This is a genomic window from Melioribacter sulfuriphilus, assembly GCF_051488685.1.
Taxonomy (GTDB): Bacteria; Bacteroidota; Ignavibacteria; order Ignavibacteriales; family Melioribacteraceae; genus Melioribacter.
In genome coordinates this window covers 12,688-32,493 of record NZ_JBPSEH010000012.1, presented here as the reverse complement: position 1 = coordinate 32,493, position 19,806 = coordinate 12,688, and the positions used below count along the sequence as shown (strand labels likewise).

Genomic DNA, 19,806 nt, shown 5'->3' with positions numbered 1-19,806 from the left:
GTTTAGTACATTTTTACATGTCATTTTTACTTTTCAATATTACCTTTATAAAAGCCCAGACCCCAGTTTTCAGTCATACAATTGGAAATTTTACATCTGCACGTTCATTTTCAATTGACCATGCCGGTTCAATTTACGTTGTAGACATTTCAACAAATGAATTGCTTAAAATCGATTCTGTCGGTACAATAATAAAAGTTGTCGGTGGATACGGCTGGGACAATTATACATTCGATTTCCCCGCAGATGTACATTCGACTCTATTGAACGTGTATGTTGCCGATAAATACAACGACAGGATTCAAATTTTCGATAAGGATTTGAATTACATCACAACTTTATCAACATATTCATCCGAGCCTTTCAGGCATCCAATCTCAGTAAGTGTATCGAATCAAGGTGATGTATTTCTCATCGATTCCGACAATAGTCGTCTCCTTAAATTTACATCCGACGGCCAGTACCTTCTGGAAGTTGGTGGAATTTTAGCAGGAAATTCAGTACTCGAAAATCCGGAAGCCTTCTCGATTATCGACAATAAAATCTTTGTACTCGATACACAAAGCCTTTTTATATTCGACCTGTGGGGAAATAACATCGCCCGAAAGGACTTCGACTTCGACCCGATAAATATTAATGCTACCCCAACCGGATTAACAATTAACACCTCAAAGAACATTTATTATGCTTTTAACAACCGGGATTTACTAAATCTAGAATTCAAAAATTTTTCCCCTAATATAAGTGAGCCCATTACCGACTCGATATTATTTGACCAAAAATTATATATTCTCACACCGAAAACAATTTATGTCTATAAGTTAGTAAAATAGCGTGAAATTAATCTATCGTTTAATATTAACTCTCAGCCTTTTTATCTGGTTTCTCTTATTATTATCGGAATTTTGGATTTATAATTTACCTGAGTTTATATACCTATTACCTTTCGTAAAAAAAACATTTTCGGTTGTTTGTCACCAAAATCCTGATAGAACTATAATCTTTGAAGGTCATTCTATATTGGTCTGCGCTCGATGCAGTGGTATTTATGCAGGAGCTTTAATTTCCTCGCTTGCGACTCTTTTATACGGAAAGATCTTACTAAAATCAAATAAACCGTTATATATTTTTTCTCTCCCAATTATAATTGACTGGTTACTGGTATTACTTGGCGTAAAAGCATACTCCAGAACTGTGGCGGTCATTACCGGCTTTCTTTTTGGTTCGGTAATATTTTTATATTTTTACAGCTCATTAAACAAGAAAAACAGTGATACATGAGAAAACATCTACCCGCAATAGTCAGCGGATTTGGCGCCGGGGTGCTTTCGATAGTTCCTCTTGCCAAAGGATTGACATGCTGTGTTATAATTCCTGTTGCGTCATACTTAGCACTCGTTCTTGACAGAAAATCCACCAGAGATAGAGGTAGGATACCAGCTTCAAGAGGATTTATAATCGGAATTATGACTGGAGTTTTTGCTGCCATTTTTGGTTCAGCATTCGACTTAATGATTACATTTATTACACGTAGTAACGATATTGTAGCCTCGTTTCCTGAATTTCAAAAAATGATCAATTCTTTTCCTGTGAGTGAAGACATACGAAAAGAGATTACTCGGATGTTTCAAAATTTACGCAATGATATAGTTACAACCGGCTTCTCATTTGTTTATACTATTTCGGTTCTTATAAATAATTTTGTGATAAATACATTGTTCGGAGCTATAGGTGGACTTACCGGAGCACAAATTATCAACAACAGAATAGGGAATATAGAGGAATGATAGCTGCATTATTAATGACACTCCATTTAATTTTTGTAACCTATATTTTCGTAATGAAATATCAGGAGGAGTCTCTCGGCTCGGCTTTTCTGAATGTTGCTTTGATAATCATATTATTTACTGTTGGCTGGTCGATATCTAGTAGCATTGTCAAAATATTTTTTAATAGTGAAGGGATAAGTCTGGAATTAAATGCCGACACACTCTCGTTAATTTTATTGACAATAGGTGAATACTTTTTTTATCGATTTTACTACGGCCATAAGTCTACTGCAACCGATAGGGAAATGTAATTATTGCCGTTTGTTCTGTTTGTTTTGCATTCTGGGGTAGGGGTTCAAAACGCCACTGACGGAGGGAGTTGATTGCCGCCATTTCAAGTTTAGCATCGGCTTTTATAAGTGGAATAATTTTACCAACAGTACCGTCGGGCAAAATTGTAAATTTCAGTTTCACGTCGATTTCTTTTGAAACGCCTTCGGGATAATCTGGTAAAATGTAGCTATAAATTTTCCTGATTCCTTTGCCGCCGAAGTCGAGTTCAAAACCAAAGCCTCCTACTCCCTCGCCCGTAACTTCGGTTCCACTGTATTTATTTTCCTCTGTAACTTTGCCATCGTTCTCAATCTCTTTCGTTTTTTCTTCGTTCTTTTTATCCGCTCGTTTCACAATATTATCTTTATCTTCAGTGCTCGATTTGGGCAGCTCAACTTTCTTCTCATCTTTTTTTGATTCTACCTTCTGCTCTTTTGACTCTTCATTGACTTCGTTTTTTGTAACTGGACCTCTGCTACCTGCAAAAGTACCCGTACCAAATCCAACTGTTATGTAATCTTCCTCTTCAAGATTAACAGGCAAATGAATAAAAGCAAAGAGAACAATTAAAACTACATGGAGCAAAAAGGAAGCTAAAAAGGAATTTTGACGTAATTTATCATTCATACTCTGCTTTCTCTGTCTCGATTGTAAATTTATCGATGCCAACACCTTTAGCTGCATCGATTATACTAATAATAATGTCAATATTTACTGATTTATCGGCTCTTATAATAAGATTACTTTCGTTAGTTTCTCTTCTCAGAATATCAAGACGACCTGCAATTCTTTCAATTGAAATTTCTTCGTTTCCGAGAAATATTTGATTACCTTCCGTGATGGTAACAATTAATTTGGCCGGGGCAACCTGTTCGTTATTTTTTGCTGATGGTAATTTAATTTTCACTCCGGTTTGAATGACGAACTGCGAGGTCAACAGGAAGAATATCAAAAGAAGCATAACAATATCTGTAAGCGAGGAATAGGCAAATATACTCAACGGTTTATTATTGGTTTCGAATTTCATGGTTAGCCTCAGAGATTAATTTCTTCGTCGTCATCAACAATTCCTTTTCCAGTATCTTCGAGAATATCGATGACGTCAGTAGTAACGAGTTCAATGTCCATAACTAATTTGCTAATAGCGCTTACGAAATAGTTATAAAAAGCGAGTGCCGGAATGCCCACAATAAGACCAAAAGCTGTTGTGATTAACGCTTCCCAGATACCGCCTGCAAGGTCGGCAGGATTAGCTGAACCCTGCAATTCCTGAATCTTCATAAATGCTGTAATCATACCGGTAACCGTACCCAAAAATCCGAGTAAAGGCGCAATGCCCGATATCGACGCCAATATCGGTAATCCTTTTTCAAGTTTAGCTATCTCCTGCCTTCCAGCGCTTTCGATTGCTTCGACAACACGTTGATGACCGTGTCTGTACTTTTTTAATCCTTTTTTGACGATATTCGACACCGGAGTTCTTTCCGCAATACAAATTGCTATTGCACCTTCTATATCTTTCTTTTTTAACATCGTCCTTATTTTAACCAAGAATGCCGGGACATTTACTTTAGCTTTTTTTAGGACGATAAATTTTTCAATTATAATTGCAACTGCAATCAACGAGCAAGCTAGGATTAAATACATTACCCAGCCACCTTTTAGAAAAATTGAGAGTAAATCCATAATTTCCTTCCGTTATATTATTGAAAATTTTGCTCGTAAAATTTACGCGCTTCGGCTTCACTATTAAAAGGGCCGACTCGCACCCGAAACCATAACCCTCCCTTTTCTGGAATATTTACTTTCATAATAAAGGAACTATATCCTTTGCGCTTCCAATTTCCTACTTCGTCTATTGCTTTAGATTCGTTCCTCCAGGAAGAGGTCTGAACATAATATTTTGCTCCATCCGAGAAAATAGTTTTATATACATGGATATCATTTTCAGGACTTATATATAAAGCATCATCATCTACAGTCTGGCTTGTTGGGGTACTTGTTTTTTTGTTTAATTTATCTTCCAGTTTAGCAACCCGCGGAAAATCGTCCTCAACTACAGACAGATTTTCATCGCTTATATTTTCGTTCTGTTCTTTTTCAAGCGATGCAATTTCATTTTTATCCTGATTTTGCGTAATCGAAGCACTCTGTTGTTCGACAGGAGTTTCCAGATTTGATTCCTTGTTACCTTGAAAAAATAAATAAACTACACCGACAAACATTACCAAAATAAACAAACCAAGTATTCCATATTTAAAATATCCATGTTTCTCTTCATCCTCAATTTCCTGTTCGTGATCATACGTATCCTTAGCTGGAGTGCTTTTGTAACTTTCTTCTTTTTGCTCAATGAATTCATACTTTGTAGAAACTTTTGCTTCCTGCAGTTCCTCTTTAATTGTTGTTTCGAGTTTTTTAAACAGATCTTCAGAAACTGGCCGAGTCGATTTCAGGATATCTTCCTCCTTAACATCTTCCATTTCTTCATCAAATTTAGAGTCGTCGTAATTTTCCAATTCGTCTCTTAGCTCATCTCCCCAGTTCCATTCTGTATTTTCCTGAATTCTTTTTCTAAGCCCAAGAAATTCTTCCTCTTCTTCATCGACCTCTACATCAAGTATCTCCTCAGTGTTTTCAATTTCAATTCGTTCTTCCAGATTTTTATAACGATGTTTACCCAATTCAATTTCAATTTCGGTCGTAGAATCTTTCTCGTCATTTTCCGTCGACTCAATTTCTAATTCATCTTTCGATTCTTGCTCTTCGTTGTCCTCTTCCTGTTTTTCTTTCTCATCCTCTGGATTTATTCCCTCATCCTCTTCTTCCAGCTGATTACCAACTATTTTCTCCAGTTCTATATTATCATCAATCTGTTTTTTTTCGCCCTCAATCAATTCTTCTAAGTTTTTGGTAGTATCATCAATTTTGTCCTTTCCATTTAGTTGCGACTCGCTTTCTGGTTCAATATTTCCTTCAGGTATTTCAGTACTTAGATTTTCGAGCAGATATTCCAGACCGAACGCATCTTCTTTTTCATCGTCGGTTTCAGTCGAAATATTATTTTCTGAAACGTTAAATGAATCATAGTCTTCCAGTAATTTGCTCGGTGTTAAATCGCTATCTTCAAAATTTTCGGGGTTTGTATCCTTATCTTTATAATCGATAATGTTATTAACTACTTCTTGTGTAAAATGTTCTTCATCAAAATTAAGGTCGGCAGTAAGTTCCGATAATTCAGTTTTGATATCGCTATTTGTTCCAGATATTTCACTTTTGTAATATTCATCCCAAATATTTATATCAGGTATACGTTCCGATTCAGATAGGAGATCGTTGATGCGCTCTCCTATTAATTTTTTGAATACGATATATGAAGCATCGGCATCCTGCCCCGCATCTTCACCAATTGGGATTATTGGCTTGCCTACACCAATGCTAAACGTTTCCGTATCCTCGTTTGATTCATCGTAAAAATCCATAGGGATATCGATAGAAAGAAATATAACTTTATCTGAAATACTTTCTCTCAATGGGGAAAATAGAATTTCCTCAAATTTATCGACCGTTTCGTTATTCTTCAGCTGGAAGAATCCCAAACCGGGTATTTTAATGGTTAATCCGGGTGCAAGCTGCTCACCAAGTTTCTTGATAAAAATCGTAAAAGCAAGTTCTCTTTCACTCGAGGAAACACCAAGCAAAGTAGATATTTTCTTTTTCAGTTCGTCAATTGTCATAATAAATTCGTTCTTACCATCTATAAGTTGCACCCCCGATCAAATCAAACGGCTTTTCACGATAATTCGGATACACAAAATTACTTTTATTCAGGATGTTTTGAAAATCGATCCAGAGATATAAATTATCAAACAATTCGTAATCTATCTTAATTGACAAATTATGATAATCGGGAAGAATATTATTATTGTCAATATCAGTAAAAGCTCCCTTCATAAATAGATATGACAGAAAAATATTTAAATTGCCGATAATTTCTTTGATGTATGTGGCGCTTAATTTTAGCTTTGGCTGGAATGGAATTTCCATATCGGCTGAATTGGTAATTTTATAGTAACCCACTTTAAGATTGATATATCCAGGGAGCCTGGAATTTAAGATAAATTCGGCTCCTCCTGAAAAAGTATTAACGTCGTTCTCGGTTATAAGATCATAAAAGCCAGTTTGCGTTCTATCGAGAAAGTAATAGAAATTATCTGACGACTTAAATTCCGTCCAAAGACCCGCCGTAAAAATATTCTCGATCCCATAATTGAGTCCGGCCTTAAATGCAAACTTGTTGTCAAGAAAGATATTATTGGTTGAGATATTCTTTAAATACGGATTCTGTTTATAAAGGGAGTGAAGATCAATAAATTCGGCTTGCGGTTTATATTCGGCAAATGCTGACATTCTTTCATTCAGTTTGTAATTCAAAATCACAAACGGATAGAGTACAGAATTATCTTTATCGGATGTGTATGTAATTCCTCCTGTTAAAATCAGGTTGGAAAGAGAATATAATTTTATAAAACCTGTAAAGGAATAAAAATTTTCGCGATAATTTAGATTTGTATGGTCTGCCAGTTGTCTCTTTAGAACGGCACTACCACCTAAAGAAAAAAGGGAAAAGTTAACAGACATTTCAGCTTTGCCAGAAAATAACTTTTCGTTCAGGTCGTAATTGTTATGTCTGAATTGTTGACCATTAAAATCAAAGTCGAAATTAATATTTCGAATAAATTTGTTTTTAATGCTCAAGTCGAATTTTATTAAATCGTTTTTGCTTAAAGAATCTGGCGTAACGGCTCCGAAATATTTATACGAAAATCGTTCATATAATCCACCGAGTCTGAGAGATGTTCCTGGTAAAAATTCGGAATTCGGACTCACGAAGAAATCATTTTTCAGAGAGATGCCGGAAGTATTGTAATATGCATAATCAGTATATTCTTTGATATTTTTACCCCACACGTCGAGTCCAAACAAATAATTGTCAAAAGGAGCCGACAAATTCAATTCACCGGTTGGATAAGTATACAAACCCAGACCTACTTTCAATCTTCCGATATAATAATTATTGGTGTTTATTTGGGGTACTTTTTTAACAGGAACGGTTTCAATAAGTACGGGTATAAATTCGGGTGAATAATTAGGCAATAGAAAATCTTTAGTGATAATTGGAATTAATTCCGGTTTGGCTTTTTCAGCTTTTGGTATTTGAATTGATTGACTTCCGGTAATTACAAAGTCTGGCAATTCGATACTCTTTTGCTCTTCCTGAGCCATTAAAAAAGTCGATATAACAAATAATAAGAAAATAATACGTTTCATAGCAGCTTCAATTTTTTATTTGCTTCGTCCGCATAATCTCCGGAGTTGTGTCTTCTTAAAACCGCTCTGTACATTTCTCTGGCTAATTTTTTATCGTTTAATTTGAGATAGCAGTCCCCAAGTCGGAGCAAAGACTTTGTAAACCACTCGTCATAAGCAGCAAACACAGACCTGATGCGAACAAAAGCAGTTATTGCCTCATTAAACTCTCCTTGCTCCATATAAGCTAATCCCAGCTGATATTGAGCTTCAGCCCCAATATCGTCTAATCGTTTTTCCGCAACCTCCTTTAATAAAGGTATTGCGTTTGCATATCTTTTTTGTTTCAGTTCCAGCTTTGCCACTTCTACTTTAGCTTTGTCAGCAAAGAGCGTACCATCATAATAATTTATCACCTTCTCAAATGTCTGGTACGCTTTATCCAGAGAATTGCTCTTTGCTTCGATTAATGCTAGAGTAAAAAGCAATTCGGGCATTCTTTTCGATTCGCCAGCATTAGTAATTACTTTGTTCAACACTTCAATAGCTTTATTGAATTGATTCCGTGTTGAATAAAGGTTCGACAATTCTAAAGCTGCCGAGATTGAAATGTCCGATGTCAGAGATAAGTTAAGCACCTGGTTGAAAGCGTCTATGGCGAGTGTATCATTTTTTGTATTAACAGCGCTTTTACCCAGCCAGTAATATGCGTTTTTTAAAATGTTGCTCTTCTGGTATTTATTTATAAAGTCGTAGTATGCATTAATGGCTTTGTTGTAATCGCCTATGCTGTAATAAATATCACCCTTCTTCAAATAAAACTGGTCGCTATATTTTTGATCCGGGTATTGTTTTATAAAATCATCAATTACTTTTATGGCTTTTTCTATTTCGTTTTTGGCGATGTAAGCATATTGTATGCCATTGACTGCGTCGATTATGTATGACGTATTGGGGTACTTGTTGAGTACTTTGCCATAATAAACCAGTGCCGAGTCATACTGCCCCATATTGTAGTACGAGTCGCCTATTGAATAATAAGCAATCGGGATCAGTGTTGAGTTTGGATATTCCTTAATAAGCCTCAAATAATTATCGATTGCCCAGTCGTACTGGTTCTGCTGGAAATAAATCCATCCGATAACATATTGAGCGTCGTCGTTATAATTTGAATGTGGAAATAATTTTTGCAGGTTGGAAAATTCGATTATAGCTTGAGCTGTTTTGCCCGCCTTATAGAGTGCCTGGCAATATTGATAATAATTTTGAGCATTAGTAATGACATTTTCTTTTTTGAATAAGTCCTCGTATATCTCACTGGCTTTTGTAAAATTCTTCATACCGAAATAGCTATCGGCCAGTCTCAGTTTAACTTCTCTGCTTATTTTTTCGTTGCCGTATCTTTTTAAATAGTTATTAAAATAATAGACAGAATTGGGAAAATCCTTTTTGTTGAAATAAGCGTAGGCTTTACCTATCATTACTTGCTTATGTAACAATGGATCGTCGCTTGATACAAGATTATAATGTTTGATAGCTTGTTCGTAATCACCCAGAGACATATAAATTTCGGCTATGTAAAAGTTTACTTTGTCCTTCTCGAAATCTCTAAATTTATTATACAAAAAAATGATGTCGTCAAGGGCTTCGCGGTATTTATTTAAATAAAATTCAGAAATGCCTTTTCCCAGTTTAGCGCGTTTATATGAATCGTTGTGGTTATTGTTAATTCTCAATGTCTCGCTGAAATAATTTCTTGCATCGTTATATTTTTTTTCATTCAACTTAAGTTCGCCGAGCATAGTTAGCGCGCGGCTTTTAGTTTCGATGTCGTTTGACGCTGCCGCATTTATTAATACCGATTCGGCATCTTTTTGTGTTGCGAATTCAAATAATAAAGCTCCTTTACTCAAATTTACTTTTGAAGCCAGAGGATGATTCGGATAATTTTCAATAAACTCTCGATAGAGCTGTTCGGCTGATTCCCTGTCGTTCATATATCTTTTAGATTCGGCACTCCAGAACAAGGAAAAAACGGAAATTGTATCATTGCCTGTTTTATTTAAATTGTTGAATATCTCATAGGCGCCTTTATAGTCTTTGGTTTGAAATTTTATCCATCCGATGTTATAAAAAATTTTTCGTTTTGTCTCTTCCGAAATATCAGTAGCAATTAAGCTCGACATTATTTTTTCTGCTTTATCGTATTCACCCAATCTCATAAAAGCATTGGAGAGATAATAATCTTTTTCAACTTTCAATTGGTCGCTTAAATTACCGAGGAGAGGATTAGTCAATTCGAGAGTGGCGGTGGAATAATCGCCTATCTTAAAATAACAGATACCGATACGTAATTGTGCCAGTGGAGCCAGTTCGCTATTATTGTAGTACGACAATAGTTCGTCGTAATTGGAAATGGCTTCCTGATAATCGCCCAATTTTTCGTAGACTGTGCCCAACGAATAGATGGCATTCACGAGATGTTTGTTTGTCTGGGCATTCGATATGCTTAAGTTGAAGTGCTCTACTGCTTCATAGAATTTATTTTCTGCAGCATATGATTCGCCAAGCCAGAAATAGGCTGTACCCTTATGACTGCTTTCAGGATACTTTTCGATGAAATAAAAAAGTCGTTCCCTGCATTTTCGATAGGCTCCAGTATGATAGTAGATTTCACCAAGACGTAGAAGTGAGAGTTCATGATAATTTGAGAATGGGTAATCGGAAATAAGAGTTTCAAATTGAGTTGCAGCCGCCGCGTAATCAGATGTTTTTATTAAACTTTCTCCAGCATAGTATAAAGCTACCGCTTTTAATCTGTCGTTTGCTCCTTCAGAATGGATGATTAATGAGTAGTAGCGATATGAGTCGGAATAATTTTTTTGATTGTAAAGCTCTGTTGCTCTATCAAGAATTTCTTCTAACGACTGTGCCTTAACAGTTGCGAGGCAAAACGTCAATAAAGATAATAATATTATTTTTTGTTTCATTTAATCCGAACTTTTTATAAGAACTATTAAATATGCCTCGAGAAAATTAATCACAATTGTATAAAAAATAATGATAATATGCTTATAATTTAGTTTCTTATACAAACTCCTGTTAGCTACGTTCCTGATTTAAATAAAAAAAAGCCGGCTCAAGGAGCCGACTTTTTATTAGTTTATTTTCAATTATCTCAGGAACTTCAATTCGTATTCGGCGAGTTTTTTGTATTGCGGGTCTTTTTTAGCTAGTTCAAAATATTCTTTAGCTTTTTCTGTATCCTGCTTTTGTTTTAAGGCAAGACCTTTGTAGTAATAAGCTGCGCCTTTGAGTTTGGAATTCATTGAAATTACTTTATCGGCAGCTTTGATTGCCTCGTCGTAATCACCGTTTTCGTATAATGTATTAGCCAGTAATACGTAAGCAGCATCGAATTCATTAAACTTAATTGCTTCTCGAAGCTGCTCGATAGCTTTCTGATAATTACCGTCTTTTTTGGATGTTTCGGCTAATTTTACATATGCTCTTGCAATATTTTCATTAGCCTGATCCTTAAGAGATTTTTTATTTGTAAGTTCTGCAAACTTTTTGAATGCTTCGACGGCTTCCTGATATTTTCCTTCGAGAAAATATGTACCGCCTAATCCGTTATAAGCGAGATTGAATTCGGAATTACTTTTGATGGAATTTTTGAATGCCTCTTCTGCTTCGGATAATTTATTTTGTTTTTTATAAGCAACTCCTAACTGATAGAATATTCTGTAATCTTTAGAGAATTGAAGAGCTTCATGGTATTTTTTTATAGCATTTTCGTAATTGCCGGCTTTAAGAAATTGATTTCCTTCGTTGTAAGCCTTAGCTGCTTCCTTTGGCATCTCCTGAGCATAAAGTGAAAAAGCAATTAAAACTAATGCCAGTGACAAAACAAAAGAGCGGGTTTTTTTCATGATGTCATCCTCATCTTATTATAAAAAGAGCTTGTGCGGAAGGCGGGACTCGAACCCGCACGCCCTAACGGGCACTACCCCCTCAAAGTAGCGTGTATACCAATTTCACCACTTCCGCATATTAACGGGTCAAAAAATAATTTCATATTATCAAAAATGCAACCCAATTTTAAAAGAACTGGAAATTTTTATCTACCCCGCTTCATCAGTTTTCGAGCCATATCTCGCCGAAACGTGTATTCAAAAACAATCAATCTGGCAATTTCTTCTGCGTCAAGAATTTCTTCCAGACTACGGTAAAATTTTTGTTTTTCCTCGTTGATTTTCACATCAATAGAATTAATTTCGGCGACAGCTTTTTTGTAATAGTTTTTATCCTGATTCTTTTTTTCGAGATTAGTTTCCAAATCCTGAACCAAGTCGTTTCTTTTTTCCAGTAGTTTTCTAACCTCATTTCTATATTCATTCCTCTTTGCAAAAAATCGGACAGACTCTTCCTCGTTCAGATCGAGAATTTCGATGATCTTAGCTTTTTCGAACTGATCAAATTTTTTATACTCTTCCCACCCTTTGCGCTGTTGCCATTCGTCTTGTGCATATAAAGCAAAGCTTGTAAGTATGATAAGCATAATGATTTTTTTCATGATTTCACCTTTTGTTTTATCATTGTTCATTAAGCAGCAAATCAGTATCAATATAAAGTTCTGTAATCAAATTATCGTCCGACAAAAGATAATCAACCAGCTGGTTGTCTTCAACATCTACTGTTTGAATATCTATCGTATAATCATCTGTAAAATTATCTACAGTTAGATAATCAGTTACCAAGTTTCTTATGATTTCTTCCTGCTCTAAAGAATAGTTCATTTCAGTGTTCAATGGGGCGTTGAGAAATGAAATAATTAATGTGAATGCTACAAATACGGAGATAGAAAGAGCATATGCAATTTTTTCGAAAACAACTCGCCCCTTACGTATATTAAGCCTTTCTCTTACCCTGGGAAGAAGATTAATAAAATAGCTTTCGTCCACCTCAATATTGGAGCAATCCCTTAAGCGTTCTATTAATTTTCCGGCTTTATCGAACTCCTCTTTCATACTGGGGAGATCGGATATTTTTTTCTCCAGCAATTTCTTTTCTTCTTCGGTCATTAAATCCGAATAATACCTTAATATTTCTTCACTTATTTTCATTGTTCATCAGCTCCATTATTTTTTTTATTGCATGGAAATATGTTGCTTTCAGTCCACCTACGCTCGTTCCTGTTATCTGTGAAATTTCTTCATAAGAAAGTTCATCAAAATTGCGCATAACAAAAACCTGCTTTTGTTTTGGTGGTAATTTTTTTATTACTTTTTGAAGACGTTCCAATTTTTGTTTATTGTCGACATCTTTAACAATATCAACCTCCGATTTTAAATCGAAATCTATGTTGTCGTCATCTATCGAGAAAAATCTTTTTATATTTTTTCTTTTCAAAAGATTGAGACTTCTTGTAGTAACAATTCTGTATATCCACGTAAAGAGCGACGATTGAAAGTTGAAAGTATTTAACTTTTCATATATCACAATCAGCACTTGTTGTGTCACTTCGTCGGCATCGAGATGATCTCCCAGCATTTGTCGTGCATGCCAGTAAATCCTTTTCTGGTACTTTCTGACAATTTCATTGAAAGCAGTTTCATCCCCTGCCTTAAATCTATTTACCAGTTCAAAATCGTTATCTTTATTCATAGCATAAGTATTGACTATTTAATAGACATTTTAGCCGTCATTAAGGTTTAATTAAACCTACCGAAAGAAGCTGATGTCAAATGATCGAATTCAAAATTAATCAAGGAGACAACAAAATGAAAAAATTATTTTCACTCGTATTGGTACTTTTGCTTGTAGTGCCGGCCTTAAACATTGCCCAGCCTTTTGATGGAAAAGGTCGAATGCCCCTTTGCGATAAATTGAATCTGACAGAAGAACAACAAAAACGGATTGACGAATTAAGATACGAATTAAGAGAAAAACTAATCGATCTTAAAGCCGAACTCCAAAAGAATCGTCTTGAATTGAGAAAAATGAAATCTCAAAGTCAGATTGACGAAAAACAATATATGCAGCTTGTCGAAAAGTCCAATACTTTACGTTCAAATATAAGAACCGAAACCGCAAAGCACTGGCTGGCTGTTTATAATTTACTCGACGACAACCAGAAAGAATTATGGGCAAAATACAGAAACGATTATTACGGGTTTGGTAAAAGATTCAACAATAATTATTGCGAAGGCCAACCGCGCTTCAATAGATGGCGCAGATAATCGTGAGCATAAAAGGTACCCTTTAAGAGAAGGGTACCTTTTTCATTTCAGTTTAGTGGGTCTAATTTCAATTTCACTTACGAGAGCATTTCCAGGTAAGTTGATAATCAAAGCTACTGTTTCTGCCACTTCTTCGGGTTTTAAAGCTCTAAAAATCTCCTTAGGCGCAACAGGCGTATCAATAATCATATCTGTCTGTACAGAGCCTGGACATACAGCAGCAACGCGTATATTAAATTCTCTCAATTCGAGCATTAAGGATTTTGTAAAACCCATTAAGGCATGTTTTGTAGCCGAGTAAGTAGTGCCGTAGACAAATGGATTCTTTCCCGCTAAAGAAGAAATATTAACGATGGTTCCCCTTTTATTCTCTATCATAAAAGGAACTACGAGTTTAGTAAAATTGAAAACTGCATACATATTAACATTCATCTGGAGCATAAAGTCGTCAAAAGAAGTGTCGACAAATTTTTTAAATATTGCTACACCTGCATTATTAATCAAATTGTCCACTTTACCGAATTTATCGATAACGTCTTTCACAGTATATTCAATAAAACTTTTATTCGAAACATCTCCCACATAAGAAACAGCTACTGCTCCCTGATCCGACACAATTTTTACTGTTTCCTCAAGTTTATTTTTATCCCTGCCAATTAAGACCAGTTTACCGCCGTCTTTTGCCAACCTAATTGCAATTGCTCTACCAATTCCCCTTGAGGCACCAGTTACAATAGTAACTTCATCTTTCATTCCAGATCGCCTTCCTTAGGTCTGAGAATTATTTCTTCTGTTACAATATTACTTTTTAATATAGATAGGTCATAAATAAGATTTGCAATTTCCCGGGGAGGCATCATTCTGTGCGAATATTTTTCAAGAATTGAACTGTCCCATATTGGCGTTTTTGTTGCACCCGGAATTACATTAATAATCCTGATGTTATACTTTCTCACTTCTTCGCGGAGAACATTAAGATAGGCATACAATCCACTTTTTGATGCAGAATAAGCACTACTGTTTTTAAAAATTTTCTTAGTAACTACCGAAAGGATGTTGATAATGGTTCCTTCTTTTCTTTGAATCATATCGGGCAATATCGATTTGATTGTATAGATTGATCCGAGCAGATTTACTTCGATAATTTTCTTAATAGTGTCAATCGAATCATTCTCTGCCTTTTCAAAGGAAGTAAGGCCTGCATTGTTTATTAAAACATTGATTTTATAGTTGGAGGAAAATTCCCTGTAAAAATTGTTTACCTCTGTGTAATCCGAAACGTCGAGTTTTGAAGGGACAATTAATGGATTTTCGGAAGTTAGGGCTTCGAGTAAATGAAGCCTTCTGCCAGTAGCAATCACTGTATGATTTTTGCTGGCAAATGTGAGAGCCAATTCTTTCCCGATGCCGGAACTTGCACCGGTAATCCATACAGCTTCTTTTAATTCTTTCATCATATCCTCTTTTGAGCAATGAGATTAAGAAATTCTGAACGAGTGCGAGTATCTTCTGAAAATAATCCGTGCATAGCACTTGTGGTAGTGATAGAATTTTGTTTTTCTACTCCGCGCATCATCATACACATGTGATAAGCTTCAATTACAACGGCTACGCCTGCGGGATTTAGATACTCATCAATTGTATCAGCAATTTGTTGAGTCATTCTCTCCTGAACCTGTAACCTTCTTGCAAAAGCATCTACAATTCTCGGAAGTTTACTCAGCCCTACAATCTTTCCATTAGGAATGTATGCTATATGAACTTTACCGAAGAAAGGAAGCATGTGATGCTCACACATACTGTAAAAGTCGATATCTTTAACAATGACCATCTCATCGTATTTTTCTTCGAAAATGGCACCGTTAAGTATCTCCTCGATTTTTTTGTTGTAACCCTGCATCAGGAATTCATAGGCTTTAGCTACGCGGTGAGGTGTGCGTTTGAGTCCTTCCCGCGAAGGATCTTCACCAATTTCATTTAGTATTGCAAGGACTGCATTTTCCACCACTTTTCTATCCAACTTATTCTCCTCTATATTCAATATAGTTGTTCTCTGTTTCATAAAGTTTAACTGAGTAGAGTTTGCCCTCTGGTATTTTGTCGACAAGCTGTTTCCATATTTCGGACACGATTGTTTCTGAAGTTGGAATTTTATTCTTCAAAAACTCGACATCTAAGTTGAGATTTTTATGGTCGAGCAGGTCGATTACATTTTCACGTATTATCGACTTCAATTTTTTCAGGTCAATTAAATAACCGGTTTTAGGATTTACTTCGCCCGCAATTGTTACTTCGAGAATGTAATTATGTCCGTGTCCGTTTGGATTGCTGCATTTGCCATAAAGACGATAATTTTCTTCGTCACTCAGCTCTGGATTATAAATACGGTGTGAAGCCGAAAATACTTCTCTTCTTGTAATGTAAATCATTTCCCGTAATCTTGAATTGCTTTTAATACTTCTTCCGAATGTCCGTTTACTTTTACTTTCGGAAAGATCTTAATTATTTTTCCGTTTTCATCAATAATTACGGTTGTTCTTTCAACTCCCATATATTTCTTTCCGTAGAGCGACTTTTCCTTCCAGACCCCATACTTTTCAAGTACTTCTTTTTTTTCGTCGCTCAATAGAATAAAGGGGAGTTTATATTTGTCAGCAAACTTTCTGTGGGATTCTACCGAATCTGGACTAATACCAATTACGACAGCGTCTATTTTCTGAAAATCCGGGAAAGCATCCCTGAAGTCGCATGCTTCTTTTGTACAGCCGCTGGTATTATCTTTTGGATAAAAGTAAAGCACTACTTTTTTACCGTTAAAATCTTTCAAGGATATCTTTTTGCCGTTTTGGTCGGGCAGAGTAAAAGCTGGGGCTTTTTTACCTTCCTCAATCATTTTTTACCCTCAATTACTAAATTTTGTTTAATGTTTCTTTTATAGCATTGTAATTCGGTTCTTCGCCTGCATTTTCTAATACTTCGGCGTACTGAATGATGCCGTTTTTATCAATTACAAATGCGGCTCTTTTTGAAACTCCATTCAGGTCGAATTTGCCGGGCAACCATACGTCGTAATAAGCGTCATATAGTTTTGATACTTCTTTATTGAAGTCACTGAGCAGAGGGAAGTTGAACTGGTGTTTATCTGCCCAGAGTTTCTGGGCAAATGGACCATCAACACTTATAGCAAATACCTGTGCGTCAAGACTTTCATAATCTTTCATGCTGTCGCGTGTCGAGCAAAGTTCTTTTTCGCATACCGAAGTGCCGACAGCAGGGAAAAAGAGCAATACGACGTTTTTCTTCCCCTTATATTCTGAAAGTCTGTATGTTGTACCGTCTGCATTTTTTAATGCAAAGTCTGGTGCTCTGTCACCTATATTTAAAGCCATATTTATACCTTTCTTTTTATGATTTACGTCCAATTTTAATTTTCACTTGAAATTCCACATTGCCGTCTGAAGTCATTCTTCCCCTTTGTTCAACTACTTCAAACCAGGCGACGGGCTTTTCTTCATTAGCTTCTTTAAGAACGTTTTTGATTGCGTCGGAAATGCTCTCATTCGAAATTCCGACTCTTTCAATAACTTCAAATGATTTACTCATATAAACTCCCTCATTTTATTTTTAGTTCAAAATTAAGAATAATTATTTGCCGCCATTAATTGTATGTAATAAATAATCAATTATCAACCTTACTCCGAAACCTGTATTGTATTTTTCAGTATATGAACTTGATTTATGTTTTATTGCAGGTCCTGCAATATCGATATGGGCCCATGGGATGTCGGGTTCGACAAATGTTTGCAAGAATTTAGCAGCGGTGATCGCCCCGCCCCAGCGTGGGCCCAGATTTGCTACGTCTGCAATTTCACTTTCAATCATTTTTTCGTATTCACTCCAGAATGGCAACTGCCAGAGTCTTTCAAATGTCGTTTCGGATGCTTTCAATAGTCCACTTGCCAATTCATTGCTTTCAGTAAACAGACCTGCTGCGATTTCACCCAGAGCGACCACGCAGGCACCCGTTAAAGTCGCTAAATCAATTATCTCTTGCGGCTTTAGTTTTGAAGCGTAATAGAGAGCATCTGCAAGAATTATTCTTCCTTCGGCGTCCGTATCTTTAACTTCGATGGTTTTACCAGAAGCAGATTCAATTATATCTCCTGGTTTATATGAATTTCCACCAACCATATTTTCGACAGCGGGAATTATTCCGATTAACTCAACGGGAAGTTTTAATAATGCGGCTGCTTTTATTGCTCCAATTACTGCTGCACCGCCTGCCATGTCAGCTTTCATATCAAGCATACCAGACGTTGGCTTGATCGATAGGCCACCTGAATCGTAAGTTACACCTTTCCCTACCAGCGCAATTTTTTTCTTGATTGTCTTCTCCGGTTTATAATGAATTATAATCATACAGGGGGGATTGCTGCTTCCGCCTCCTACAGCTAAGATTGCATTCATTTTCTTCTTTTCGAGTTCCTTCTTATCCCATACAGCAACTTTTACACCTGGCAGTGCAAGTTCTTTTTTCGTGCGCAAAGCCAGTTCCGACGGCGTTAATTTAATTGCAGGTTCATTAACCAGATCCCGTGCAAGATAAACCGCATTCATTATATAATTCGTTTCATTCAATACCTGTTTGAGTAAATTCTTATCTCGATAATGAAGATTAACTTCAAGCTGTGTAGACTTTTTAGCATTAGTTTTGTAACGATCGAATGAATAATTGCCAAGGTGTAAACCTTCTGCCAGAGTACGAAGAAAGTGTTTTTCTCCGATATAATATTTTTCAAAATCTGTAAATTGTGGAACAATTATAGTAATTGAATCTATCGGTTCATTCTTTAGTTTGGGTATTAAACCTGCAAGATAATCACGAAAAAAATCGGAATTTAATTTTTTGTCCTTTTTTATTTTTTTAAGAATAACAGCCACAGGTTCGTCTTTAGCGGAATGAAAAGTAATTTCGCTGGTTTCTTCCTCGAGAAATTTTTCTTTATAAAGGGGATGAATATTCAAATCCAGAAGTTGAAAGAAACTATTCAGTTGGTTATTCAATCTTGGTGTATCGATAAAGAATTTCAGAAGGAGTGATTTTTTGCCAAATTTAATTTCGTCATCTTTTGCATTGATTTTAAGGTCAAATAACATTTAACCTCCAATATATTTTTGAGCTTTCAGTATAACATCATTTACTACTTTATTCATATCTTTATCGTAAAGTCTGGCACCGGCAGCATTTATATGTCCACCACCTCCGAATTCAGCAGCCAATTTATTTACTTTAATATCTCCTTTAGAACGGAAACTAATTTTAATACCATCGTCCAATTCCAGAAAAAGTAGACCAATTACTACATTTTTAATGGACATACAATATGTAACAAAGCCGTCTACATCGCTCTCATTGACTCCGTACTGATTTAGGTCGTCTTTTGTTATGATCATATATGCCAGACTGCCTTTCAAATTGGTATTTATATTACTAATTGATTTGCCGAGCAAGCGCAAAATATTAAGGTCAGTTTGATTATAAATTTTGTCATAAACTTCGGTAGGATTAACACCTTTTTGAATAAGCTCGCCAGCAATTGTGTGGATCTTTGGTGAAGTCCTTTCGTAACGGAAAGAACCTGTATCGGTCATAATAGCACTGTAGAGCTGTAATGCTATCCGATAGTCGATTTCGGAAATTTTAGTAGATTTAATAAAATCGTATAATATTTCACCAGTGGCAGCGGCATTCGTATCCACCAACAATAAATCAAAAGAATTTTCGGGTTCCTGATGATGATCGATGCATACCTTCCTGGCTTTCGAATTTCGCAAAACGTTTTCCATCCTTTTTGTTCTGCTTATACTATTCAAATCGAGGAACAAAATTACTTCGCAGCTTAAAATGTAATTGTCGTGTTTTTCGGGATCATATTGCTCCACATCCCCGTTTGCATCCAGAAACTTAAGGTTGTTTGGTGTTGGGCTATAATTAATAATTCTAACTCTTTTATTTAATTTTTGTAAAAGGAAGAAGCATGCAAGTTCGGAACAGATTGCATCCGCATCGGGATTAACATGCGAGGTAATTGTAAAAGATTCGTAAGAATCCAGAATATTTTTCAATTCGGTAAAATAGTTCATAACAGAAA

At 35.8% G+C, this 19,806-nt stretch carries 24 protein-coding genes and 1 tRNA gene; 5 read left to right on the top strand and 20 right to left on the bottom strand.

Features of this window, described 5'->3' with window-relative positions; translation table 11 throughout:
* The first annotated feature begins 17 nt into the window (after positions 1 to 17).
* From ACSSV9_RS13790 to ACSSV9_RS13775, 4 genes are read left to right on the top strand one after another with little or no spacing between them, the layout of a single operon-like run.
* On the top strand, positions 18 to 833 hold the full coding sequence (locus tag ACSSV9_RS13790; RefSeq protein WP_437347845.1) for an NHL repeat-containing protein: 816 nt from the start codon (positions 18 to 20) through the stop codon (positions 831 to 833).
* Between the two features lies 1 nt (position 834).
* Positions 835 to 1,281: a DUF2085 domain-containing protein gene (locus tag ACSSV9_RS13785; RefSeq protein WP_437347844.1), complete on the top strand. Its 447-nt coding sequence runs from the start codon at positions 835 to 837 to the stop codon at positions 1,279 to 1,281.
* Positions 1,278 to 1,787, top strand: a complete 510-nt coding sequence (locus ACSSV9_RS13780) for a hypothetical protein (protein WP_437347843.1) — start codon at positions 1,278 to 1,280, stop codon at positions 1,785 to 1,787. Before ACSSV9_RS13785 ends, ACSSV9_RS13780 begins: the two co-directional genes overlap by 4 nt.
* Complete coding sequence (locus ACSSV9_RS13775) at positions 1,784 to 2,080, top strand: hypothetical protein (RefSeq protein ID WP_437347842.1); 297 nt, start codon at positions 1,784 to 1,786, stop codon at positions 2,078 to 2,080. The genes ACSSV9_RS13780 and ACSSV9_RS13775 overlap by 4 nt, the downstream gene beginning before the upstream one ends.
* Here the strand turns inward: ACSSV9_RS13775 and ACSSV9_RS13770 are convergent.
* The 11 genes from ACSSV9_RS13770 to ACSSV9_RS13720 all read right to left on the bottom strand — a co-directional run bounded on the left by ACSSV9_RS13770 (position 2,055) and on the right by ACSSV9_RS13720 (position 13,079).
* Positions 2,055 to 2,729: an energy transducer TonB gene (locus ACSSV9_RS13770; RefSeq protein WP_437347841.1), complete on the bottom strand. Its 675-nt coding sequence runs from the start codon at positions 2,727 to 2,729 to the stop codon at positions 2,055 to 2,057. The genes ACSSV9_RS13775 and ACSSV9_RS13770 overlap by 26 nt on opposite strands.
* Positions 2,722 to 3,129, bottom strand: a complete 408-nt coding sequence (locus ACSSV9_RS13765; protein ID WP_437347840.1) for an ExbD/TolR family protein — start codon at positions 3,127 to 3,129, stop codon at positions 2,722 to 2,724. Before ACSSV9_RS13765 ends, ACSSV9_RS13770 begins: the two co-directional genes overlap by 8 nt.
* Before the next feature lie 8 nt (positions 3,130 to 3,137).
* Positions 3,138 to 3,788 carry a MotA/TolQ/ExbB proton channel family protein gene (locus ACSSV9_RS13760; protein WP_437347839.1) on the bottom strand — a complete coding sequence of 217 codons (651 nt, stop codon included), beginning with the start codon at positions 3,786 to 3,788 and terminating at the stop codon, positions 3,138 to 3,140.
* A gap of 17 nt (positions 3,789 to 3,805) precedes the next feature.
* A complete protein-coding gene (locus ACSSV9_RS13755) occupies positions 3,806 to 5,839 on the bottom strand; it encodes an SPOR domain-containing protein (RefSeq protein WP_437347838.1) in 2,034 nt (677 codons plus the stop codon).
* Positions 5,840 to 5,852: 13 nt separating this feature from the next.
* Positions 5,853 to 7,433, bottom strand: coding sequence for a TonB-dependent receptor (locus tag ACSSV9_RS13750; protein WP_437347837.1), 1,581 nt, complete (start codon positions 7,431 to 7,433; stop codon positions 5,853 to 5,855).
* Positions 7,430 to 10,402 carry a tetratricopeptide repeat protein gene (locus ACSSV9_RS13745; RefSeq protein WP_437347836.1) on the bottom strand — a complete coding sequence of 991 codons (2,973 nt, stop codon included), beginning with the start codon at positions 10,400 to 10,402 and terminating at the stop codon, positions 7,430 to 7,432. The genes ACSSV9_RS13750 and ACSSV9_RS13745 overlap by 4 nt, the downstream gene beginning before the upstream one ends.
* Positions 10,403 to 10,585: 183 nt before the next feature.
* Positions 10,586 to 11,344 carry a tetratricopeptide repeat protein gene (locus tag ACSSV9_RS13740; RefSeq protein WP_437347835.1) on the bottom strand — a complete coding sequence of 253 codons (759 nt, stop codon included), beginning with the start codon at positions 11,342 to 11,344 and terminating at the stop codon, positions 10,586 to 10,588.
* 34 nt (positions 11,345 to 11,378) lie between these two features.
* Positions 11,379 to 11,462 (bottom strand) — tRNA-Leu (locus ACSSV9_RS13735).
* Positions 11,463 to 11,532: 70 nt separating this feature from the next.
* A complete protein-coding gene (locus ACSSV9_RS13730; RefSeq protein ID WP_437347834.1) occupies positions 11,533 to 11,988 on the bottom strand; it encodes a hypothetical protein in 456 nt (151 codons plus the stop codon).
* A 19-nt stretch (positions 11,989 to 12,007) separates the two neighbouring features.
* A complete protein-coding gene (locus tag ACSSV9_RS13725) occupies positions 12,008 to 12,538 on the bottom strand; it encodes a hypothetical protein (protein WP_437347833.1) in 531 nt (176 codons plus the stop codon).
* Positions 12,525 to 13,079: an RNA polymerase sigma factor gene (locus tag ACSSV9_RS13720; protein WP_437347832.1), complete on the bottom strand. Its 555-nt coding sequence runs from the start codon at positions 13,077 to 13,079 to the stop codon at positions 12,525 to 12,527. The genes ACSSV9_RS13725 and ACSSV9_RS13720 overlap by 14 nt, the downstream gene beginning before the upstream one ends.
* A 116-nt stretch (positions 13,080 to 13,195) precedes the next feature.
* Here ACSSV9_RS13720 and ACSSV9_RS13715 point away from each other — a divergent pair, with 116 nt between their 5' ends.
* On the top strand, positions 13,196 to 13,654 hold the full coding sequence (locus ACSSV9_RS13715; RefSeq protein ID WP_437347831.1) for a Spy/CpxP family protein refolding chaperone: 459 nt from the start codon (positions 13,196 to 13,198) through the stop codon (positions 13,652 to 13,654).
* A 42-nt stretch (positions 13,655 to 13,696) separates the two neighbouring features.
* On the opposite strand, the gene ACSSV9_RS13710 is transcribed toward ACSSV9_RS13715, so the two are convergent.
* Genes ACSSV9_RS13710 through ACSSV9_RS13670 form a run of 9 tightly spaced genes read right to left on the bottom strand, consistent with a single transcriptional unit; the run spans position 13,697 to position 19,798 of the window.
* A complete protein-coding gene (locus tag ACSSV9_RS13710; RefSeq protein WP_437347830.1) occupies positions 13,697 to 14,407 on the bottom strand; it encodes an SDR family oxidoreductase in 711 nt (236 codons plus the stop codon).
* Entirely contained in the window at positions 14,404 to 15,111 is a 708-nt protein-coding gene (locus tag ACSSV9_RS13705) for an SDR family oxidoreductase (RefSeq protein WP_437347829.1), read from the bottom strand. Before ACSSV9_RS13705 ends, ACSSV9_RS13710 begins: the two co-directional genes overlap by 4 nt.
* A complete protein-coding gene (gene folE, locus ACSSV9_RS13700; protein WP_437347828.1) occupies positions 15,108 to 15,716 on the bottom strand; it encodes a GTP cyclohydrolase I FolE in 609 nt (202 codons plus the stop codon). Before folE ends, ACSSV9_RS13705 begins: the two co-directional genes overlap by 4 nt.
* Entirely contained in the window at positions 15,676 to 16,083 is a 408-nt protein-coding gene (locus tag ACSSV9_RS13695) for a 6-carboxytetrahydropterin synthase (RefSeq protein WP_437347827.1), read from the bottom strand. Before ACSSV9_RS13695 ends, folE begins: the two co-directional genes overlap by 41 nt.
* Positions 16,080 to 16,547, bottom strand: a complete 468-nt coding sequence (gene bcp, locus ACSSV9_RS13690; protein WP_437347826.1) for a thioredoxin-dependent thiol peroxidase — start codon at positions 16,545 to 16,547, stop codon at positions 16,080 to 16,082. Before bcp ends, ACSSV9_RS13695 begins: the two co-directional genes overlap by 4 nt.
* A gap of 16 nt (positions 16,548 to 16,563) precedes the next feature.
* The gene (locus ACSSV9_RS13685) at positions 16,564 to 17,043 is read right to left on the bottom strand and encodes a peroxiredoxin (protein ID WP_437347825.1); all 480 of its coding nucleotides are present in this window, start codon (positions 17,041 to 17,043) and stop codon (positions 16,564 to 16,566) included.
* Positions 17,044 to 17,059: 16 nt separating this feature from the next.
* Entirely contained in the window at positions 17,060 to 17,257 is a 198-nt protein-coding gene (locus tag ACSSV9_RS13680) for a dodecin family protein (protein ID WP_437347824.1), read from the bottom strand.
* Positions 17,258 to 17,299: 42 nt separating this feature from the next.
* Positions 17,300 to 18,811 carry a leucyl aminopeptidase gene (locus ACSSV9_RS13675; RefSeq protein ID WP_437347823.1) on the bottom strand — a complete coding sequence of 504 codons (1,512 nt, stop codon included), beginning with the start codon at positions 18,809 to 18,811 and terminating at the stop codon, positions 17,300 to 17,302.
* The gene (locus ACSSV9_RS13670; RefSeq protein WP_437347822.1) at positions 18,812 to 19,798 is read right to left on the bottom strand and encodes a DHH family phosphoesterase; all 987 of its coding nucleotides are present in this window, start codon (positions 19,796 to 19,798) and stop codon (positions 18,812 to 18,814) included.
* Positions 19,799 to 19,806 lie beyond the last annotated feature (8 nt).